At 35.7% G+C, this 18,747-nt stretch carries 16 protein-coding genes (1 of these 16 cut by a window edge); 1 reads left to right on the top strand and 15 read right to left on the bottom strand.

The features are described 5' to 3' along the window. The 13 genes from P177_RS15415 to tamL all read right to left on the bottom strand — a co-directional run. On the bottom strand, window positions 1-193 hold the beginning of the coding sequence (locus P177_RS15415) for a YpdA family putative bacillithiol disulfide reductase (RefSeq protein WP_036156167.1). Its footprint begins 785 nt before the window's first position; the window shows 193 of its 978 coding nt (coding positions 1-193); its start codon is at window positions 191-193; the stop codon falls past the left edge of the window. Next, window positions 190-840 (bottom strand): ribulose-phosphate 3-epimerase, encoded by a 651-nt coding sequence (rpe, locus tag P177_RS15410; protein WP_036156165.1) that lies wholly within the window; start codon window positions 838-840, stop codon window positions 190-192. The genes P177_RS15415 and rpe overlap by 4 nt, the downstream gene beginning before the upstream one ends. An 83-nt stretch (window positions 841-923) precedes the next feature. Beyond that, window positions 924-4,034, bottom strand: a complete 3,111-nt coding sequence (locus P177_RS15405; RefSeq protein ID WP_036156163.1) for a VPS10 domain-containing protein — start codon at window positions 4,032-4,034, stop codon at window positions 924-926. Between the two features lie 271 nt (window positions 4,035-4,305). Continuing rightward, window positions 4,306-4,758 carry a tRNA (cytidine(34)-2'-O)-methyltransferase gene (locus P177_RS15400; protein WP_036156161.1) on the bottom strand — a complete coding sequence of 151 codons (453 nt, stop codon included), beginning with the start codon at window positions 4,756-4,758 and terminating at the stop codon, window positions 4,306-4,308. Further along, on the bottom strand, window positions 4,758-4,982 hold the full coding sequence (locus tag P177_RS15395) for a VF530 family protein (RefSeq protein ID WP_036156159.1): 225 nt from the start codon (window positions 4,980-4,982) through the stop codon (window positions 4,758-4,760). The genes P177_RS15400 and P177_RS15395 overlap by 1 nt, the downstream gene beginning before the upstream one ends. Before the next feature lie 29 nt (window positions 4,983-5,011). After that, window positions 5,012-6,994 (bottom strand): type I pullulanase, encoded by a 1,983-nt coding sequence (pulA, locus tag P177_RS15390; protein WP_084684711.1) that lies wholly within the window; start codon window positions 6,992-6,994, stop codon window positions 5,012-5,014. Between the two features lie 253 nt (window positions 6,995-7,247). Further along, entirely contained in the window at window positions 7,248-8,111 is an 864-nt protein-coding gene (locus P177_RS15385; protein ID WP_036156158.1) for a sigma-70 family RNA polymerase sigma factor, read from the bottom strand. Between the two features lie 160 nt (window positions 8,112-8,271). After that, on the bottom strand, window positions 8,272-10,488 hold the full coding sequence (locus P177_RS15380) for a polyribonucleotide nucleotidyltransferase (RefSeq protein WP_036156157.1): 2,217 nt from the start codon (window positions 10,486-10,488) through the stop codon (window positions 8,272-8,274). A gap of 206 nt (window positions 10,489-10,694) precedes the next feature. Continuing rightward, complete coding sequence (gene rpsO / locus P177_RS15375) at window positions 10,695-10,964, bottom strand: 30S ribosomal protein S15 (protein WP_036156156.1); 270 nt, start codon at window positions 10,962-10,964, stop codon at window positions 10,695-10,697. A gap of 106 nt (window positions 10,965-11,070) precedes the next feature. Next, window positions 11,071-11,556, bottom strand: a complete 486-nt coding sequence (locus P177_RS15370; RefSeq protein WP_051941867.1) for a hypothetical protein — start codon at window positions 11,554-11,556, stop codon at window positions 11,071-11,073. Continuing rightward, entirely contained in the window at window positions 11,553-12,428 is an 876-nt protein-coding gene (accD, locus tag P177_RS15365) for an acetyl-CoA carboxylase, carboxyltransferase subunit beta (protein WP_036158588.1), read from the bottom strand. Before accD ends, P177_RS15370 begins: the two co-directional genes overlap by 4 nt. Window positions 12,429-12,457: 29 nt before the next feature. Next, complete coding sequence (gene fbaA, locus P177_RS15360) at window positions 12,458-13,525, bottom strand: class II fructose-bisphosphate aldolase (RefSeq protein ID WP_036156155.1); 1,068 nt, start codon at window positions 13,523-13,525, stop codon at window positions 12,458-12,460. Window positions 13,526-13,585: 60 nt separating this feature from the next. Continuing rightward, the gene (gene tamL, locus P177_RS15355) at window positions 13,586-16,150 is read right to left on the bottom strand and encodes a translocation and assembly module lipoprotein TamL (protein ID WP_245233052.1); all 2,565 of its coding nucleotides are present in this window, start codon (window positions 16,148-16,150) and stop codon (window positions 13,586-13,588) included. A 54-nt stretch (window positions 16,151-16,204) separates the two neighbouring features. Here tamL and P177_RS15350 point away from each other — a divergent pair, with 54 nt between their 5' ends. Further along, a complete protein-coding gene (locus P177_RS15350) occupies window positions 16,205-16,924 on the top strand; it encodes a TrmH family RNA methyltransferase (protein WP_036156153.1) in 720 nt (239 codons plus the stop codon). Window positions 16,925-17,132: 208 nt separating this feature from the next. Here the strand turns inward: P177_RS15350 and porT are convergent, their stop codons facing one another. Beyond that, on the bottom strand, window positions 17,133-17,825 hold the full coding sequence (porT, locus tag P177_RS15345) for a type IX secretion/gliding motility protein PorT/SprT (protein ID WP_036156152.1): 693 nt from the start codon (window positions 17,823-17,825) through the stop codon (window positions 17,133-17,135). Window positions 17,826-17,886: 61 nt separating this feature from the next. Further along, window positions 17,887-18,618, bottom strand: coding sequence for a bifunctional demethylmenaquinone methyltransferase/2-methoxy-6-polyprenyl-1,4-benzoquinol methylase UbiE (gene ubiE / locus P177_RS15340; RefSeq protein ID WP_036156151.1), 732 nt, complete (start codon window positions 18,616-18,618; stop codon window positions 17,887-17,889). Window positions 18,619-18,747: the final 129 nt, after the last annotated feature.

The following is an 18,747-nucleotide window of genomic DNA, read 5'->3' as shown; positions in this document are numbered from 1 at the left end:
AAGGAATCTCGTCAATTTCCAATTTTTCAGATGAAGAGAAAAATTGCATATTACTAGGGTAGTGAAAAAGAGAATTCACGATAGGCCCTTTTTCGATGATAAGATAAGAGAGTCCGTTTTTCTTTGCTTTTAATCCACATGCAATACCAATAGGTCCTCCACCAACAATTACAATATCAAATTCCGTTTTCATCCCTTTAATTCTTTTATGGTGGCGGTTGGGTCTTCACTTTTGAATACAAAACTACCTGCAACTAATATATCTGCACCGGCATCCACTAATTGTTTTGAATTTGCAGAAGTTACCCCACCATCAATTTCAATTAATGCAGATGATTTTTTTCTGGTAATCAATTCCTTTGCCTTTTTTATTTTTTCATAAGTATTATCGATAAACGATTGTCCGCCAAAACCTGGGTTAACACTCATGATTAGTACTAAATCTATATCTTGAATAATATCTTCTAATAGCATTACATTGGTATGAGGGTTCAGGGCAACACCTGCTTTCATCCCTAAAGCTTTAATAGCTTGTATGGTTCTGTGTAAATGGGTGCAAGCTTCGTAATGTACGGTTAAGATATGAGCGCCTAAATTTGCAAACTCCTCTAGATATCTGTCTGGGTCTACAATCATTAAATGTACGTCTAAAGGCTTAGTGGCATATTTATGTATTGCTTTGACCACAGGCATACCGTAAGATATATTTGGCACGAAAACTCCGTCCATAACATCGATATGGTGATATGTTGCTTCACTGGCGTTCACCATTTCTACATCGTGTTGTAGATTTCCAAAGTCTGCTGCTAAAAGTGATGGCGCTATACTTGCCTTTTTCATGATATATAACCTTTGTAATTCAATACAAAAATACGGATTTGTATTTCGTTCAACAGTCGTTTTTAAATTAGCTTTAACTCTATTTAATCAATTTTACTTCCACCATATTTAGTGAGTATGGGATTAATTTTTGACTTGTATTGCTTAATAATAGTATTCAACTTGTTCAATTCAACATCTAGTTCTGCCGATAATTCTTTGTAAACTTTGTAAGCTCCGCTTGTAGGTTTTGCTTCACCTGATTCTACACTTCTTCTTAATGATGCTAATCTATTATTTAGTTTTATTGGAAAGTTTAATGGGTCCTGACCTGATTGATTTTTCACTTGATATAGACTTTCCTCGACTTCGGTTAACTCGTTTAAGAAAGGGGTGATGTTCTTATCGTAGTCATCAATAGCATCTTTTGCATCACCAAGGGTCTTTTTAATTTCTCTAATCTTAATAACTGCTTCATTGGCAGCCGAAGTTTTACCCATTATTTTGTTGGATAACTCAAATTGTTCATCTAAATCTTCTTTGGTAATCCCTTTAAGATTTGGATCCATTTTTATTTCAAACGCATATGTTTTTTCATAATCCCCTGATTTCATTTTTACTTTATAAGTCCCTAAAGGAGCTTTTGGTCCGCGTGCAGGTCTTGCACTCCAAATGATCATTCCTTCAAAAGTAGTAGCACCTTGATACCTCATGTCCCAAGTAAAATTGTTTATTCCTTTTGCTGTGGTAGGTTTTGTAGACCCTCCTTTGAACCAATAAGGTATGTTAGGGTCAACTTCATATTTAGGTTTACTACCGGTAAACGTATTTATGAGTTTATCATTAGTGTCAAAAATTTCAAAGGTGATGGTGTCTTTTTCTTCCTTTAAATAATATTGAATAGAAGCATTGGTCAATCCTCTTAAAGCATTGGTTGGTTTAAAAAGTACGGCTTCTTGATTTTCCATTTCAGAAGTATACTGTCTTAAGGGTTGAATATCATCAAGAATCCAAAACCCTCTACCGTGGGTTCCTAAAACGACATCATTATCTTTTATGACTAAATCCCTAACTGGAGTATCGGGTAATTCCAATTGAAGACTTTGCCATAATTCCCCGTCGTTCATTGAAAAATATACTCCGTGTTCAGTTGCTAAAAATAGAAGTCCTTCTCTAACAGGGTCTTCGCGAACCGCTCTTGCAAAGTGCCCATCTTCTATTCCGTTAATAATTTTTGTCCAAGTTTTTCCATAATCATGTGTCTTAAAAACATAAGGTTGTCTATCATCTACTTGGTATCTATTTGCTGCAACGTATAATGTTCCTGGATTGTGAATAGATTCATCAATAATACTAACTCTAGAGAATTTTGGTAATTCTTTAGGAGTAATGTCTGACCAATTTTTACCGCCATCTCTAGTAATGTGAATTTTACCATCGTCTGAACCTGCCCATATAGTATTAATGTCGTGATTGGATGGAGCAAGAGCAAAAACCGTAGCGTAAATTTCAGGTCCGTTCATATCCATGGTAATAATACCACCCGTTTTACCTAAGGTTGATGGGTCTGCATAGGTTAAATCTGGACTGATTTTCTCCCAAGATTGTCCATCATCCGTAGTTTTCCAAACATGCTGTGAACACGTGTACATTACATTTTCATCTTTTGGTGCAAACATGATAGGAAACGTCCACTGCCAACGTTCAGGTAATGCGCTAGCAGGCTCGCCCGAGAAAAATCGCGGATATACCTGTATGTCTCTAGATTGACCATTACTTCTGTCATATTGTGTCAATAATGCGCCTTGACTACCTGCATAAAATATGTCTAAATTGGTTGGGTGCTGGGTAATCCAACCACTTTCACCACCACCAACAGCGTATGCCCAACCATCACCTTGGCCTCTTGCTTGCATATGCTCCCAACCATCGCTTGGTACGGCAATGGTACTGTTGTCTTGTTGTGCACCTGCCACATGGTAAGGTACATCGTTAGTGGTCATTACATGGTACAACTGTGTTGTTGTGTAGTCTTCTTCTGTCCAAGATTTTCCGCCGTTTAAACTAACAACGCCACCGCCATCATTAGAAGAAATCATTCGGTTAGGATTATTAGGGTCTATCCAAAGATCATGATTGTCTCCGTGAGGTACCTTAATTTTTGTATCAAATGTTTCGCCACCGTCTGTAGATTTCCAAAAGTTTACATTGAGTCCGTAAACTATATCTTTATTCAACGGGTCGGCATAAATTCTAGAATAGTAAAAAGCACGTTGTCTAAGTTTACGCTCATCATTTGTTCTTTTCCAAGTTTTACCCGCATCGTCTGAACGAAAAACTCCACCTTCATTAGCTTCGACAATTGCCCAAACGCGATTAGAATCTGCCGGAGAAACGGTTACTCCAATTTTTCCTAATGGACCTTCTGGCATACCTGGATTTTTTGAAAGATCTGTCCATGTTTCACCAGCATCTGTAGACTTCCATAGTTTACAATCTGGACCGCCGCCCCACATTTTCCAAGCCTTACGCTGCACTTGCCAAGTACTGGCATATAATACATTTGGGTTATTGCGGTCAATGATCAAATCTACGGCACCAGCCTTATTACTCACATAAAGTGTTTTGTTCCATGTATTACCACCGTCAGTACTTTTAAAAACACCACGTTCTTCATTATCGCCATATGGGTGACCTAATGCGGCGACATATACAATATCAGGATTTGTGGGATGAATTCTAATTCTAGAAACCGCCTGAGTTTCTTCTAGTCCTAAATGCTTCCATGTTTCACCGGCATCAATAGATTTGTATACGCCATCACCTTGCGTTATACTACCACGTAATTGTACTTCGCCCATACCGATGTATACGATATCAGGATTTGTTTCAGCTACCGCTACAGCGCCAACAGAAGAGCTGGTTATTTGACCATCTGTAACTGGTTTCCACTCATTACCGCCATCAATAGTTTTCCATAATCCACCACCAGTTGCACCAAAATAATATTCATTGGGTCTACTAGGGCTGCCGGCAGAACCTAAAGAACGCCCACCACGTACAGGTCCAATATTACGCCATTCTAAATTGTCATAAAAAGCTTTGTTGATTGTTGTTTGCGAGCTGGTTTTTTTCTTTTTCTTTTTTTGTGCGTGTAAAGAGCTGCAAATAAAAATAAAAGATAAAATAAAAAGGAGAGATGATTTTGAGTTCATTGTAGTCGTTGTTTGTTTGGTAGATTGATTTATTACTAGCTTGAAAATAATAATTTAATCTGCCAATAATAAGCGATAGGAAAATTTTAACGAGGATAGTACTCATTTAATATGGTAAGCTTATTAAATGATGGTTGTCTTAAGAATACTCTTAGAATACACTAATTATTTTGCTATTTCCATAGTTATGAAATGTAGCTGTCAGCAAACAGCGAATAAATAATATGACTATAGAATTACTACGACAAAATAATTAAGAAGGTAATAGCTGCTATTCTATTTGTCTTAAACCTTCGTAAATTGAAATTGCAACTGCATTGGCTAAATTAAGACTGCGGATATGTTCACTGTATAAGGGAATTTTTACCGCTTTATCCTCATTGACATTTAAAATAGATTTTGGCAAGCCAACAGATTCTTTGCCAAAGACTAAAAACATATCTTCCTCAAAATCAATTTCCCAATGATTTTTAGTTGCGCTGGCAGAAAAGAAAATCATTTTCTTTTCTTTATTCTGCTCAAAGAATGCATCAACATTCTCGTACATAATTACATTTAAATGCTGCCAGTAATCAAGCCCTGCCCTTTTTAAGCGTTTGTCTGTAAGTTCAAACCCGAAAGGTTTTACCAAGTGTAGAGTAGAACCTGTGCCAAGTGCAAGTCTACCAATATTTCCTGTGTTGTTGGGAATTTCCGGTTCTATAAGTACAATATTAAATCCCATTATTTTTTAAAAGATTGAAGGTATAAATGTTCCACTTTTTCACGTGCCCATGGTGTTCTACGTAAAAACTTCAAACTAGATTTTATGGAAGGATTACTCTTAAAACAGTTTATATTGACCTGACCGGCTAAATCTTCCCATGAATACTTTTCTGTAAGTTCTTCTAGAATAGTTGCCAATTTTACACCGTGAAGGGGATTATTGGGTTGAGAATCTGAGCTCATGATAGTTTTTTATTTAGTAGGAATTACTTTTATTTTTGAAAAGCAATGTACATTGATAGTGCTGGAACCTTAATATGGTCTTTCAAAAAAGTTGAACCTTCAAAATCAAAGGTACTACCAGAAACCGCTTCTTGCCAAATTCCTTCTATTTTATAATCTATTATTTCGTTGGATGCATTGTATATGACTAAAATTTTCTCCCAGCTATCGGCATTTGCATTGTCTTTCAAAGTAAATGAAACCAGCGAATCATCAGTCTTTTGAAATATTAGGTGTTTACGAACATCTGAGCCTGTGGTCATATAAAAAGCCGGATGTTCTTTTCTAAGTTTAATTAGATTTTTATAGTATTCAAAAACCTCCTTATGTTCATATTTCCTGTTCCAATTTATTTGGTTAATACTATCAGGTAAATTGTATGAATTGTGTTCGCCATTTTTTGTACGAAGTATTTCTGAACCGGCATGTAAAAATGGAGTTCCCTGTGATGTAAGAACAATGGCATTTGCCAATTTATCCATAGCAATTAAGGTCTTAGGATCTGTATTGGGTCTTGAGATTTTTAGTTTGTCAAAAAGCGTATGATTGTCATGACAAGAAACGTAGTTTACAGATTGCCAAGGTTCGTTAGCCCAGGGAGCTTCAGAATAGTTTACACTGTTATAATTAATTTGAGGATGTTGAATAGCACCTACAATCCCAAATTTTATTGATTCTTCCGTTTTTACAGCTCCACTCACAAAACCTAAGCTTTCATCTTCAAAAACGGAACCTTTTAATCCGTCGCGTAAGTCATCACTAAAGGCAGCAAAGTTTGGAATTTGTTGCATGTGTTTTTTGAGCGTTCTTTTTTCTTCGGGTAATGGGGAATCTTTGGCAGTCCATCCTTCGCCATATAATAGTGCGTCTGGATTTATTTTTAAAATTTCCTCAGCAATGATGTTCATGGTTTCAATGTCATGTATGCCCATAAGATCAAAACGAAACCCATCAATATGATATTCTTTAGTCCAGTGTAAAACAGATTCAATCATGAATTTGCGCATCATTGGGCGCTCAGAGGCAGTTTCGTTACCACAAGCAGCAGCATCTGAATACGAGCCATCTTCCCAATGTCTGTAATAATAATTTGACACTTCTTGATTAAAGTTAGATTCATCCGTTTTGCCGGTATGGTTATAGGAAACGTCCATAATAACACCTATGCCATTAGCATGAAAAGTTTGAACCATTTGTTTAAATTCTTTAATACGAACTTCTGCATTAAAAGGATCAGTAGAAAAGGAACCTTCAGGAACATTATAGTTTTGAGGGTCGTAACCCCAATTAAATTGCGGGGTGTTTAAGTTGGCTTCGTCAATGGAATAATGGTCGAAAGAAGGTAAAAGATGTACATGAGTAATGCCCAATTCCTTTAAGTGGTCTATGCCCGTAGTAATTTGGTTAGGGCTTTTAGTTCCGGTTTCAACTAGGCCTAGATAGGTTCCTGGCATAGAAGACCCAGATTGGGGATGAATTGTCATATCTCTAATATGAAGCTCGTAGATAATAGCTTCGTTTTGGTAATTGACTGCTGGGGAGATATCACTTTGCCAATTCTTAGGGTTGGTTTTTTCCATATCAATAACCATAGCTCTATTTCCGTTTACTCCAACAGCTTGTGCGTAAATTCCTGGAGTTTCATTTAGCCATTTGTTATCTGATTTAACTTGAAAAGTATAGTAAATTCTGTTTAAATCGCCATCAACGTTAATTTTCCAAATACCCTCGTCTTCCTTGTTTAGGGAATATTTTGCATATGATTTAGAGTTGTTTCCGGTTCTATAGAGTCTTAAGATAACTTCTTCTGACTTAGGGGACCAAAGTTTAAATAAAGTTGATTTTTGACTGTATTGCGCCCATAAATTTTCTTTAACAGGAGTAGGGTAGCTGCCAAAATCAGTATTATTTTTATGGTGATTACAAGAATTAAAGCACATGAAAACTATTGAAATTAGTAGTGTGTATTTCATTGAAATGGTAATGATGCTCTAAGATAAGGAAAGAAATTTTGGGGGTAATTGTTGTTTAGGGTTAGCTAAGTAAATAATAATGAAACTATTATAAATGAAAAAACTCCGGTAATCAGCCGGAGTTTATTCATCAATCAAAAAACGAACAGTCATGATAAACTGTTGTTACCGTTAAAATTACAATTAATATGCCATATTACCAATTTAGGGAATATTTAACGTGTAATTTTTATAGCTTGAACGCTAAGAGTTTTTAACCCAAATACGTTTTTAATATTTTACTTCTAGAAGTATGCTTTAAACGTCTAATTGCTTTTTCTTTAATTTGACGAACTCTTTCTCTGGTAAGATCAAAAGTTTCACCAATTTCTTCTAAGGTCATAGAATGTTGGTTAGCAAGACCAAAGTATAAACGAATTACATCTGCCTCACGTGGCGTTAATGTTTCTAAAGCACGCTCAATTTCTGTACGTAAAGACTCATGTAACAATTCTCTATCTGGATTAGGAGATTCACCACTACGAAGTACATCATAAAGGTTAGAATCTTCACCGTCAATAAGAGGCGCATCCATAGATACGTGTCTACCTGAGTTTTTCAATGATTGTTTTACGTCATCAACAGTCATGTCCAATTCTTTTGCAATTTCTTCAGGAGAAGGCATTCTTTCATGCGCTTGCTCAAGGAAAGCAAAAGTTTTATTAATCTTGTTGATAGAACCAATTTTGTTCAAAGGCAAACGAACGATACGAGATTGTTCTGCCAATGCTTGTAATATAGATTGACGGATCCACCATACGGCGTAGGAGATAAATTTAAATCCCCGCGTTTCGTCAAAACGCTGTGCAGCTTTGATTAGTCCAAGGTTACCCTCGTTAATCAAATCTGGCAAAGTAAGGCCTTGGTTTTGGTACTGCTTCGCAACTGAAACCACGAATCTGAGGTTGGCTTTGGTGAGTTTTTCAAGAGCGATCTGGTCGCCTGCCTTGATACGTTGTGCCAACTCTACTTCTTCATCAGCGGTAATCAAGTCTACTTTTCCAATTTCTTGTAAGTACTTGTCCAAAGATGCGGTCTCTCTATTGGTGACCTGTTTTGTAATCTTAAGCTGTCTCATTAAAATAAATTAAGTTCAGTTTGCATAGACTGCATATACTTATACGTAAAAAACTTCCGAATGTTACAATTCAATCAAAAAAAGTTCATTTTTCCGTTGAACTACATAAAAAAAGCCTCGACTGATTAGTCGAGGCTTTAAGAATTACCTTACAAAAGAATTAATCTCTTCTTGGTTTTCTATCGCGATTACGATCGTTTCCACGACGGTCATCTCTTCTTTTATCATCACGTGGTGGTCTTTCAACAAAACCTTCTGGTTTTGGTAAAAGTGCTTTACGAGAAACTTTTTCTTTACGAGTACGCTTATCTATACCGAAATACTTAACGTCAAATACATCGCCCATGTTAACAACATCAGCTACATTTTCTGTACGTTCCCAAGCTAGTTCACTTACGTGTAATAATACTTCATTACCAGGAGCATCCATATATTCTACAACTGCACCGAAATCAAGCATCTTAATAACTTTTACTTCGTAAACGCTACCAACTTCTGGCTTGAACAAGATAGAATCTATTTTTGCCATTACAGCATCTATACCTTTTCTACCAACACCTAATATTTCAACAATACCTTCTTCAGTAACTGGATCTTCGTTTATAACGATAGTTGTCTCAGTTTCTTTCTGCATTTCTTGAATCACTTTTCCTCCAGGACCAATTAATGCACCAATGAATTCATTAGGAACACGTCTAGATACCATTGTAGGAGCGTGATCTTTAACATCTTCGTTAGGTGTAGAAATAGTTTCGGTAATTTTCCCTAAGATATGTAAACGACCTTCGCGAGCTTGTTTTAAAGCATTAACAAGAATCTCATAAGAAAGACCTTTTACTTTAATATCCATTTGGCAAGCCGTAATACCGTCTGCAGTACCTGTTACTTTAAAATCCATATCACCTAAGTGATCTTCATCACCTAAGATATCTGATAATACAGCATACTTTCCAGAATCTGCATCAGAAATTAATCCCATTGCAATACCTGATACTGGTTTTTTCAATTGAACCCCAGCATCCATCATTGCCATAGTACCAGCACAAACAGTAGCCATAGAAGAAGAACCGTTAGATTCTAAAATCTCAGAAACTACACGTACTGTGTAAGGACAATCTTCAGGAACCATTCCTTTCAATGCACGTTGAGCCAAGTTACCGTGACCAACTTCTCTACGAGATGTTCCACGAATAGGTCTTGCTTCACCAGTTGAAAAAGGAGGGAAGTTATAGTGTAAATAGAAACGCTCTTCACCTTCGTAAGATGGCATATCTATTTGGTTTGCTTCTCTACTAGTACCTAAAGTAACTGTAGCTAAAGCTTGAGTTTCTCCACGAGTAAAGATAGAAGAACCGTGTGTAGATGGTAAATAGTTTACCTCACACCAAATTGGTCTGATCTCATCAGTCTTACGACCATCTAATCTTAAACCCTCGTTCAATGTTAAGTCACGTACAGCGGCTTTTTCAGCTTTACTGTAGTATTTAGAAATTAATCCGCCAAAATCAGCTTGCTCTTCTTCAGAGAAAGAAGCTTTGATTTCTTCTTTGATTTCGCCAAAAGCAGCGCTACGCTCATGTTTTGCAGAACCTGCTTGAGCAACAGCGTATACTTTATCATAAGCCATGTCATGAATTTTCTTAGCTAAATCAGCATCTTCACGTTCTGGCTCGTACTCACGTACATCTTTTTTACCGAAAGCTTTCGCTAAAGCTTCTTGAGCAGCACATTGAACCTTAATAGCTTCATGAGCAAACTTAATAGCTTCGGTCATTTCTTCTTCAGAAATCTCATCCATCTCACCTTCAACCATCATTACAGAATCAGCAGAAGCACCGATCATCATATCAATGTCAGACTCTAATAATTGAGCACGAGTTGGGTTGATAACGAATTCACCGTTTACACGACCAACTCTAGCTTCAGAGATAGCACATTCAAAAGGGAAATCTGATAATTGAATAGCGGCAGAAGCAGCTAAACCTGCCATTGCATCTGGCATAACGTCTTCATCATGAGACATTAACTGAATCATCACTTGAGTTTCTGAGTGATAATCTTTAGGGAATAACGGACGTAAAACACGATCCACTAAACGCATGGTTAAAACTTCACCGTCACTAGGTCTTGCTTCTCTTTTGAAGAAACCACCTGGGTAACGACCTGCAGCAGCAAATTTTTCACGGTAATCTACCGTTAGTGGAAGAAAGTCCACATCACTTTGTTTGTAGTTGGAAACAACTGTACATAATAACATACATTTTCCTGATTGAACAACAACAGAGCCATGTGCCTGTTTTGCCAATTTTCCTGTTTCGATAGAAATTTCTCTACCGTCACCAAGGTCTATGACCTCTTTAAATACTTTTGGAATCATAAAATTCGATTAAAATTTGCATCATGCAAATTTGTTAAACAATGGTCTTTCCGACTGAAATTTCTCTGGTCGGAGTTGTTGTGTTGTTGTGTTGACCAATGAAAAACCGTGTGTAGCTTTTTGTTCTCCTTTGCCAAATATTTGGCTTAAACTCCTAAGGCGGGAGTATTAAAAAAGGGGATAGCTAGCTATCCCCTTTTGCAATATTATTTTCTAATACCAAGCTCTTTAATTAGCTCTCTGTATTTTACAATATCATTTTTAATCATGTAATCAAGAAGACTTCTTCTTTTACCCACGAGCTTTACTAATGAACGCTCTGTGTTGTAATCTTTATGGTTCTTTTTCAAGTGACCAGTTAAGTGATTAATTCTGTGTGTAAACAAAGCAATTTGTCCTTCTGTAGAACCAGTGTTTGTTTCACTACCGCCGTGTTTTTTGAAAATTTCGGCTTTTACTTCTTTTGATAAATACATTCCAATATTATTTTAAATGATTTTTATGTACGTGATTGATTTTCAATCAAGCCGCAAAGGTAAGATATTTTTTGAAATGTTTATTTTAAATTTTAATAATTTAAAATCAAAAAGCACAACCATTTGGTAATGGTTCTACGTTTTCTAGTTCTTTGGCAAATTCAATATCCAATTCATAAGAAGAAAAGCCGGTGTCAATAGAACCTTTAAGTGCTGCATTTGAATAACTTGTAGTATTCATGTGTACTCTAATATATACTTCTGTGGTACTTTCTAAGGGAATGTTGCTTCCTGATCTTGTAAACGGTTGTTCATCTACATGACTATGTGCCAAGACTCTTCTATATATAAGATTACCTTCTAAATCTATAATTTCCCACCAGTCGGCATACTGATCACATCCTGTATCGGGACTTGAAACTGTAGTATTGATAGTGTATGCATTTGGTTCTCCTGATATGCTTACTTGGGTAACTTGTGCATTAGAATTAAAAATGCTCGCCGAATCTGATTCTTCGACGAGCACTTTTTCTTTATCTGTAGAACAGCATAAAAACCAAAAAGATAGTATAGTGAATACTAATGATTTCACGCTGTTGCTTTTTCTGCTCTTACGGGGTTGTTCTGAATTAAGTCGATATATAGGTTCACTTTTTTCTTTAAATCTCTTCTATGTGAAATGAAATCTAAAAAGCCGTGTTCCAATAAAAACTCAGATGATTGAAAACCTTCGGGCAAATCTTTACCAGTAGTATCTTTTACGATTCTAGGACCGGCAAAACCTATCAATGCTCCTGGCTCTGCAATATTAATATCGCCAAGCATAGCATAAGAAGCCGTAGTACCACCCGTTGTTGGGTCGGTACATAAAGAGATGTATGGTAAACCAGCTTCAGATAACTGAGCTAATTTAGCTGATGTTTTTGCAAGTTGCATTAATGAAAGCGCTGCCTCCATCATACGAGCTCCACCAGATTTAGAAATCATCATAAATGGTGTTTTCTTTTTAATGGCGTAGTCTATACCACGTGCAATTTTTTCACCAACGACACTACCCATAGAGCCGCCAATGAATTTAAAATCCATACAGCAGATTACGATGTCTTTACCGTAAGACTTTCCGTATCCTGTTCTCACAGCATCTTTAAGTCCAGTTTTTTTCTGCGCCGCTTTTAAGCGTTCACTGTATTTCTTAGTATCCTCAAATTTTAAAGGATCTTTAGAACTAAGGTTTGCATCAAGTTCAGTAAACTTATTGTTATCGAACAAAATTTCAAAATACTCTTTACTGCCTATTCTTACGTGATAATCATCTTCAGGACTTACATAAAAGTTCTTTGCAAGATCGTCAGACTCTACTATTTTACCTGTTGGTGATTTATACCAAAGTCCTTTAGGTGTGTCTTTCTTTTCCTCTGTAGAGGTTTGAATACCTTTTTCTTTTCTTTTAAACCAAGCCGTCATATCATCCATTTTTTGGTTATCCAATAAGGTTATAGTGTATCAACATTGTTTAAGTCTTCAAAGGCTTTTTTCAAACGCTCTATGAAAGAGGTTTCACCTTTTCTCAACCAAACTCTTGGGTCGTAGAATTTCTTGTTAGGTTCGTCAGCACCTTTAGGGTTGCCAATTTGTGCTTGCAAGTAGTCTTTATTATCTTGAATATAGTCACGAACACCTGCTAAGAAAGCATATTGTAAATCGGTATCAATATTCATTTTTATAACTCCGTAGCTAATACCTTCTCTGATCTCTTCAACTGTAGATCCAGAACCACCATGGAATACGAAATCTATATGGTTGTGCTCAACACCATATTTCTTAGAAATATATTCTTGAGAGTTTAAAAGGATTTTTGGAGTCAATTTAACGTTACCTGGCTTGTAAACACCGTGTACGTTACCAAATGCAGCAGCGATAGTGAATTTAGGGCTAACTTTAGAAAGCTCTTCATAAGCGTATGCTACTTCTTCTGGTTGCGTGTATAATTTAGAATCATCTACATCAGAATTATCAACACCATCTTCTTCACCACCAGTAATACCTAGTTCAATTTCTAGCGTCATGTTCATTTTGCTCATGCGCTCTAAGTATCCTTTACATATTTCAATATTCTCTTCTAAAGGCTCTTCAGAAAGATCGATCATATGCGAGCTGAATAAAGATTTTCCTGTTTCAGCGAAATGTTTTTCACTAGCATCTAAAAGACCATCTATCCAAGGCAATAATTTTTTTGCACAGTGATCTGTATGAAGAATAACTGTTGCACCATAAGCTTCTGCTAGTTGGTGAACATGTTTGGCTCCGGCAACAGCACCTAGTATGGCTGCTTTTTGCCCATCGTTAGAAAGACCTTTACCAGCATTGAACTGTGCTCCACCGTTAGAAAATTGAATGATAACAGGAGCGTTTAAACTTGCAGCTGTCTCTAAAACACCATTAATGGTATCTGAACCTATAACGTTTACTGCAGGTAATGCGAACCCTTTTTCTTTTGCGTAGTTGAAGATTGCTTGAACTTCATCTCCGGTTGCAACTCCCGGTTTAATATTGTGAGCCATAATTATGTTGTTGTTTGTTTCTTAAAAAAATGAAAAACAAAAGTAATAAAACAATTATATTTAAAAGGGATAGTTGATACCTATTTGCAACACGGAGTTCGCAAAATTATAATCTCTAAACCATCTTTTAGACTGAATTTCAGCAGGGTTATAAGTTTTGAAGCCCAAATCTAGTCTAAATAGGAAGTAGGTAAAATCGTATCTTAAACCAATACCCGTTCCTAAGGCAATATCCTTTAAAGAACTAAATCCGTCAAAAGTAGCATCTGGATCTTCTACATTATCCAGCACGTTCCATATGTTTCCTGCATCTGCAAATATGGCTCCGTTAATATCACCCGCTACCGGAAATCTGTATTCTAGGTTTAAGGCCAATTTTAAATTCGCTTCGTTAAAATCGTTAATTGCAGAAGTGCTTCCTGGTCCTAATGAGTATGGGAACCAAGCTCTGTTGTCATTTGATCCACCACCAAAATAACTACGAACAAATGGAATGTTATCAGAATTACCGTAAGGAATGGCAATACCGAAGAATGCTCTTGCAGCTAATACATTAGAACGTTTTAGGTCCCAGTATTTTACGTATTCAAACTCATTTTTAATGTATTGTGAAAATGGTACTCCAAATACCAATAACTGATCATCGTCATTTTTGTTGAATGGTATAAAAGAAGAGAAAGCCGATAAAACATTACCTGCACCTTCAATTTTCCAACGGAATTGATAAAAAGAATTGTCTATAGGTCCGGTTCTATTTGTTTTGTTGAATGTGTAATTAGATGCGAATATTAAATTATTCTCGGTTAGTCTAATTCTTCTTTCTTCAATAGTGTTTACATCATCAAAATCGTCACTTGAAGAAGATACATCACCATCTAAGATTGCATTTGTAAATCCGGTTGTGCCTGAAGGAATTATTAAGTTAAGTTCATCATCATCGTCACCAGTTTCAAAGAATGATGCCAATTCTGGATACAATGTAGCATCTTCATAAGAGTCTGCGATGTCATCTAAAAGTTCATAGGTATTAGTATAAACATTATAGAATCTACTACTATTTACATTTCTTACAAACTGAATGTTCAATAACTCAACATCATGATTTACAAAATCACTAGGTACCCAGTTGTAGCCTAAAACGGTATTGAAAGTTTGTTTGTCCAGACCTATATTGTTTTGGAAATTAGTACCAATGGCAATTCTTGTTTTTGGTAAGGTATAGTTTGGTATTATTCTAGAGGTATTTATAAACGGAAACCAAATTCGGGGAAAATCTAAGGTAATGTCACCACCAAATTCAGAGAAGTAATTTGCTTCAAATGTATTACTGCTAAGAAGACCGTATGATCCATTTGCAGAGATACTTAAGTTTTCTGCACCTTTGAAAATATTTCTTATAAGTAGGGTAGTGCCCAAACCAACACCTAGTCTACGTAAGTTAGAACGACTAACTTCAAAGTTAGTACCAAGAGAATACTTTGTTTTGGGAGCGAGGTAAATGTTTGTGTTCACCTTATTGTCAACAGAATCAGCTTCAAATATGATATTTGGATATTTGAATACGTTCAGGGCATTTAACTGTCTAGATGTTCTAATTTTATCTACATCTCTATAGATACTGTCTTTTTTGAAAAAGATGGCATTAGCCAAGGTTTTTGGCTTAATATCAAAATTATTGGAGTAATGAATAGTGTAATCTTGGTAGTCTATAGTGTACAGTGAATCTTGTGAATTTGTAGAAAGGTAGTCTGTGTAAATATGTATTTTATTGATTTTTTCTACTTTATATGCAGAGGTGGTCACTTCATTTTCTCCTCTAGTTTTTAAATCGCCAATATTTAAAGTGATGTTCATTTGCTGATCATCAGCAGCTTTAATGGTATCTCTTAAAATATCGAAGGTAATAGAGCTTTCTTGAAAATTACGAATTCCACTATTTCTAAAAATACCTGTTAATCGTTCACGCTCACCATTAAAATTACTTAGGTCAAACTGTTGCCCTTCTTTTATTAATGATTCTGCAGAGTTTAAAAAGTATAAGGAGTCTATTGCTCTAGATGAAATATTATTACCAAGCGAATCGATTATATACGGGTCGCCAAGTTCAATATGATAATTTACCTTGGCTTTTTTACGTCTCGCGCTATCAATTTCGTACGAAGTGTTATTTGTAAAATATCCTTTACTTTGATAGTATGCACTGAGTTTTGCTAAGCTTAATCGGGTTTTTGTAGTGTCTAAGATGGTTGGTTCTTCGCCAATATCCTTTAACCAATTACTAAGTCCTTTTACTATAAATGATTCGCCCAAGCGTTCCACTTGTTTTTCTGAAAGTAGTTTGTCAAGTCTCTTTTTTCTATTCTCTTTTCTGTATAGCCATGCATTGTAAGAAGAATCTGGATTTTCTTTTGCAAGGTTGTATAAATTAAGTCTAAGAGGGTAGCCTAATACGGTAGAATTGGATTTTTGGTAGATGAGACTTTCCAATTCTTCATTGTTTACTTTAACAGAATCGGCATATACGGCGTTTTTAATTACCAAGTATTCATCATCCTCAACTTTCTTTAGCGAGTTACAGGATAACAAGACTATTGCCAGTAGGGATAATAAGCTTAATTTAGCCATGTTGTTTTTGGAGCAAAGTGCCATCCTCATAGAAATCAAAAATACATTATTTGAATGGTTGTCAAAAGTGAATTGAAACTTATCAAAAGTCTACAGCAAAAAAAGTGCCGAAATGAGCACGGACTATTTGTTGTAGAAGGAAAAAAGACTATTGAAGAAGTAGTGAATTCTGACATAAAAGTCTATAAGCTTTTTGCAGTTGATCCTAATGGGTTAGATGTGGATGATCTACACGTTGATAAAGTAACAGCTAGGGAGCTTAGTCAAATGAGTAGCCTAAAGAACCCGAATGGATATCTTGGAGTGTTCTACATTCCAAAACCAACCGAAAAAATAACTTCTGATTGGGTTTTGGTGTTAGATGGAGTACAGGACCCGGGTAATTTAGGAACTATAATAAGGCTTTGCGATTGGTTTGGTATCAGTGATATTGTATGTTCTACGGATACTGTAGATTGCTTTAATTCAAAAGTATTACAAGCTACTATGGGGTCAATCACTAGAATAAATATTCAATATTTATCTCTTGATGCATTCTTAACTTCAACCCAGTTACCTGTTTTTGGAACTTTTATGGATGGTGATAATGTAAATTCAACGAAGTTACCTACAAAGGGAATAATGATTATGGGTAATGAAGGAAAAGGAGTTTCTGAAGCTGTCGCAAAACATTGTACCGATAGATTGGCAATCCCTCAATTTGGAGATGTGACTACGGAAAGTTTAAACGTAGCATCTGCAACTGCTATTTTATTACATGAAATTAGAAAATAGTTGAGCGTTGTAACCGGAAAATTTTATTTTTTGCTAATTGCTAATTGCTAATTGCTAATTGCTAATTGCTAATTGCTAATTGCTAATTGCTAATTGCTAATTGCTAATTGCTAATTGCTAATTGCTAATTGCTAATTGCTAATTGCTAATTGCTAATTGCTAATTGCTAATTGCTAATTGCTAATTGCTAATTGCTAATTGCTAATTGCTATTCAAAAGTGAAGTTGATAAAAATTCCTCGGGTTTTTAACGATTCTATGTTTCCTGTCCAAGGGCTGTTAGGGTCGTTGTCTGGAACTAGCTCATCGGTAATGGCAAAAACACCACGAATAGAAGGGGTGAATTTGAAATACTCTAAATAGAAATCTATACCAAAGCCAAGTTCGTAATTGTATGACCACTTTTTCATTCTAAAAGTACCAGAACTATTGTCGTCAGGACTTTCTTCGTTGCTTCCTAAGTTAAGTCCGGTAGATACCCCACCTAAAAGAAAAGGCTTAAAATTGCCATATCTTCTAGTACTTGCTTTAAGTAATAAGGGGAAATTAATATAAGTAGATTTTACTTCTCGTATGGCGTCACGTTCATCATCAAAGCCCGGGAAACCCATTAATCTAGATCCGTAGTGTAAACCTGGTTCAAAACGAACATCTAAGAATTCATTAAGTCTAACCTCCCCAATTAATCCAACATTAAATCCAAAGCTTTTGCTAACCAAAATATCTTGGGCATTTTCTTTATATTCTATTTTAAAATCATATTGGTTTAAACCAAGGAAGTAACCCCAGTTTAAGAGTTTCTTATCTTCGTTTTGTTTATTCAATATGGGACTTTCGTTGAATTGAGCACTTACTAAATTCGTAATCAACAACGCTAGGGGTATAAAAAACCACTTCTTCATATATCCTGGTTTACGATTGTAAAACGTCAATAATATATTGTGAGTATGCTAATCTGAAAGATTAACCTTTTTTCGCAACATAAATTGATGCAACCCCAAATGTTTGAGGTTTATTCGTTACATCTATAAACCCAATTTCGCGTAAAATATTGTTGAAGTTTTCACCATGTGGAAAAACAGAAGCCGATTCGCTCAAATACCCGTATGCCGAATTATCTTTTGAAAATAATTTTCCAATTAAAGGAAGAATATTTTTAGTGTAAAAATTGTAACCTTGTTTGTATGGGGTTTTGGTAGGTACAGAAGTTTCTAATACGACTAGAGTTCCGTTTGGTTTTAAAACACGTAAAATTTCTGCCATACCGGTATTCAGCGTTTCAAAATTTCGTACTCCAAAAGATACCGTGACCGCATCAAATGAGTTGTCTTCAAAAGTAAGTTTCTCACTATCACCTACCACCATTTCTATAGTGCTGTCCAATTTCTTGTCCGTAACCTTTTCTTTACCAACAGCTAACATACCTGGAGAGATATCTAGACCTACAATTTTTTTGGCGCCTGTTTTAACAAGGGCAATAGCTAAATCTCCAGTACCGGTAGCAATGTCTAAAATGGATTGGGGTTGTTCTTTTTTTAAGATTTCAACCACTTTTTTGCGCCATTTAATGTCTATTCCAAAAGAAATTACACGGTTTAGTCCATCGTAATTTTTAGAAATAGTATCGAACATTTGAGTAACCTGTTCTTTCTTTCCTAATTCAGAATCTTTGTACGGAGTAACTTTTTGGGGCATTTTATAGCTATTTTTTTGGCAAATATACAATATAGCGAATGCTTAATTACTTTTTAGCCAGTTAGGTTGGTAATTGATAGGTTAAAGAATTGAAAACAAAGATTAAACTAATTTAATTATGTAATTTTG

Origin of the sequence: Maribacter forsetii DSM 18668 (assembly GCF_000744105.1) — a bacterium.
Classification (GTDB): Bacteria; Bacteroidota; Bacteroidia; order Flavobacteriales; family Flavobacteriaceae; genus Maribacter; species Maribacter forsetii.
Note: the sequence above shows the minus strand (reverse complement) of the source record. Positions and strands in the feature narration are given on the sequence as shown.

Bases quoted from the DNA above. Each gene is read 5' to 3' on its own strand.
- rpe (WP_036156165.1), bottom strand. From the start codon at position 840: ATGAAAAAGGCAAGTATAGCGCCATCACTTTTAGCAGCAGACTTTGGA.
- P177_RS15405 (WP_036156163.1), bottom strand. From the start codon at position 4,034: ATGAACTCAAAATCATCTCTCCTTTTTATTTTATCTTTTATTTTTATT.
- P177_RS15400 (WP_036156161.1), bottom strand. From the start codon at position 4,758: ATGGGATTTAATATTGTACTTATAGAACCGGAAATTCCCAACAACACA.
- P177_RS15395 (WP_036156159.1), bottom strand. From the start codon at position 4,982: ATGAGCTCAGATTCTCAACCCAATAATCCCCTTCACGGTGTAAAATTG.
- pulA (WP_084684711.1), bottom strand. From the start codon at position 6,994: ATGAAATACACACTACTAATTTCAATAGTTTTCATGTGCTTTAATTCT.
- P177_RS15385 (WP_036156158.1), bottom strand. From the start codon at position 8,111: ATGAGACAGCTTAAGATTACAAAACAGGTCACCAATAGAGAGACCGCA.
- P177_RS15380 (WP_036156157.1), bottom strand. From the start codon at position 10,488: ATGATTCCAAAAGTATTTAAAGAGGTCATAGACCTTGGTGACGGTAGA.
- rpsO (WP_036156156.1), bottom strand. From the start codon at position 10,964: ATGTATTTATCAAAAGAAGTAAAAGCCGAAATTTTCAAAAAACACGGC.
- accD (WP_036158588.1), bottom strand. From the start codon at position 12,428: ATGACGGCTTGGTTTAAAAGAAAAGAAAAAGGTATTCAAACCTCTACA.
- fbaA (WP_036156155.1), bottom strand. From the start codon at position 13,525: ATGGCTCACAATATTAAACCGGGAGTTGCAACCGGAGATGAAGTTCAA.
- tamL (WP_245233052.1), bottom strand. From the start codon at position 16,150: ATGGCTAAATTAAGCTTATTATCCCTACTGGCAATAGTCTTGTTATCC.
- P177_RS15350 (WP_036156153.1), top strand. From the start codon at position 16,205: ATGGTTGTCAAAAGTGAATTGAAACTTATCAAAAGTCTACAGCAAAAA.
- porT (WP_036156152.1), bottom strand. From the start codon at position 17,825: ATGAAGAAGTGGTTTTTTATACCCCTAGCGTTGTTGATTACGAATTTA.
- ubiE (WP_036156151.1), bottom strand. From the start codon at position 18,618: ATGCCCCAAAAAGTTACTCCGTACAAAGATTCTGAATTAGGAAAGAAA.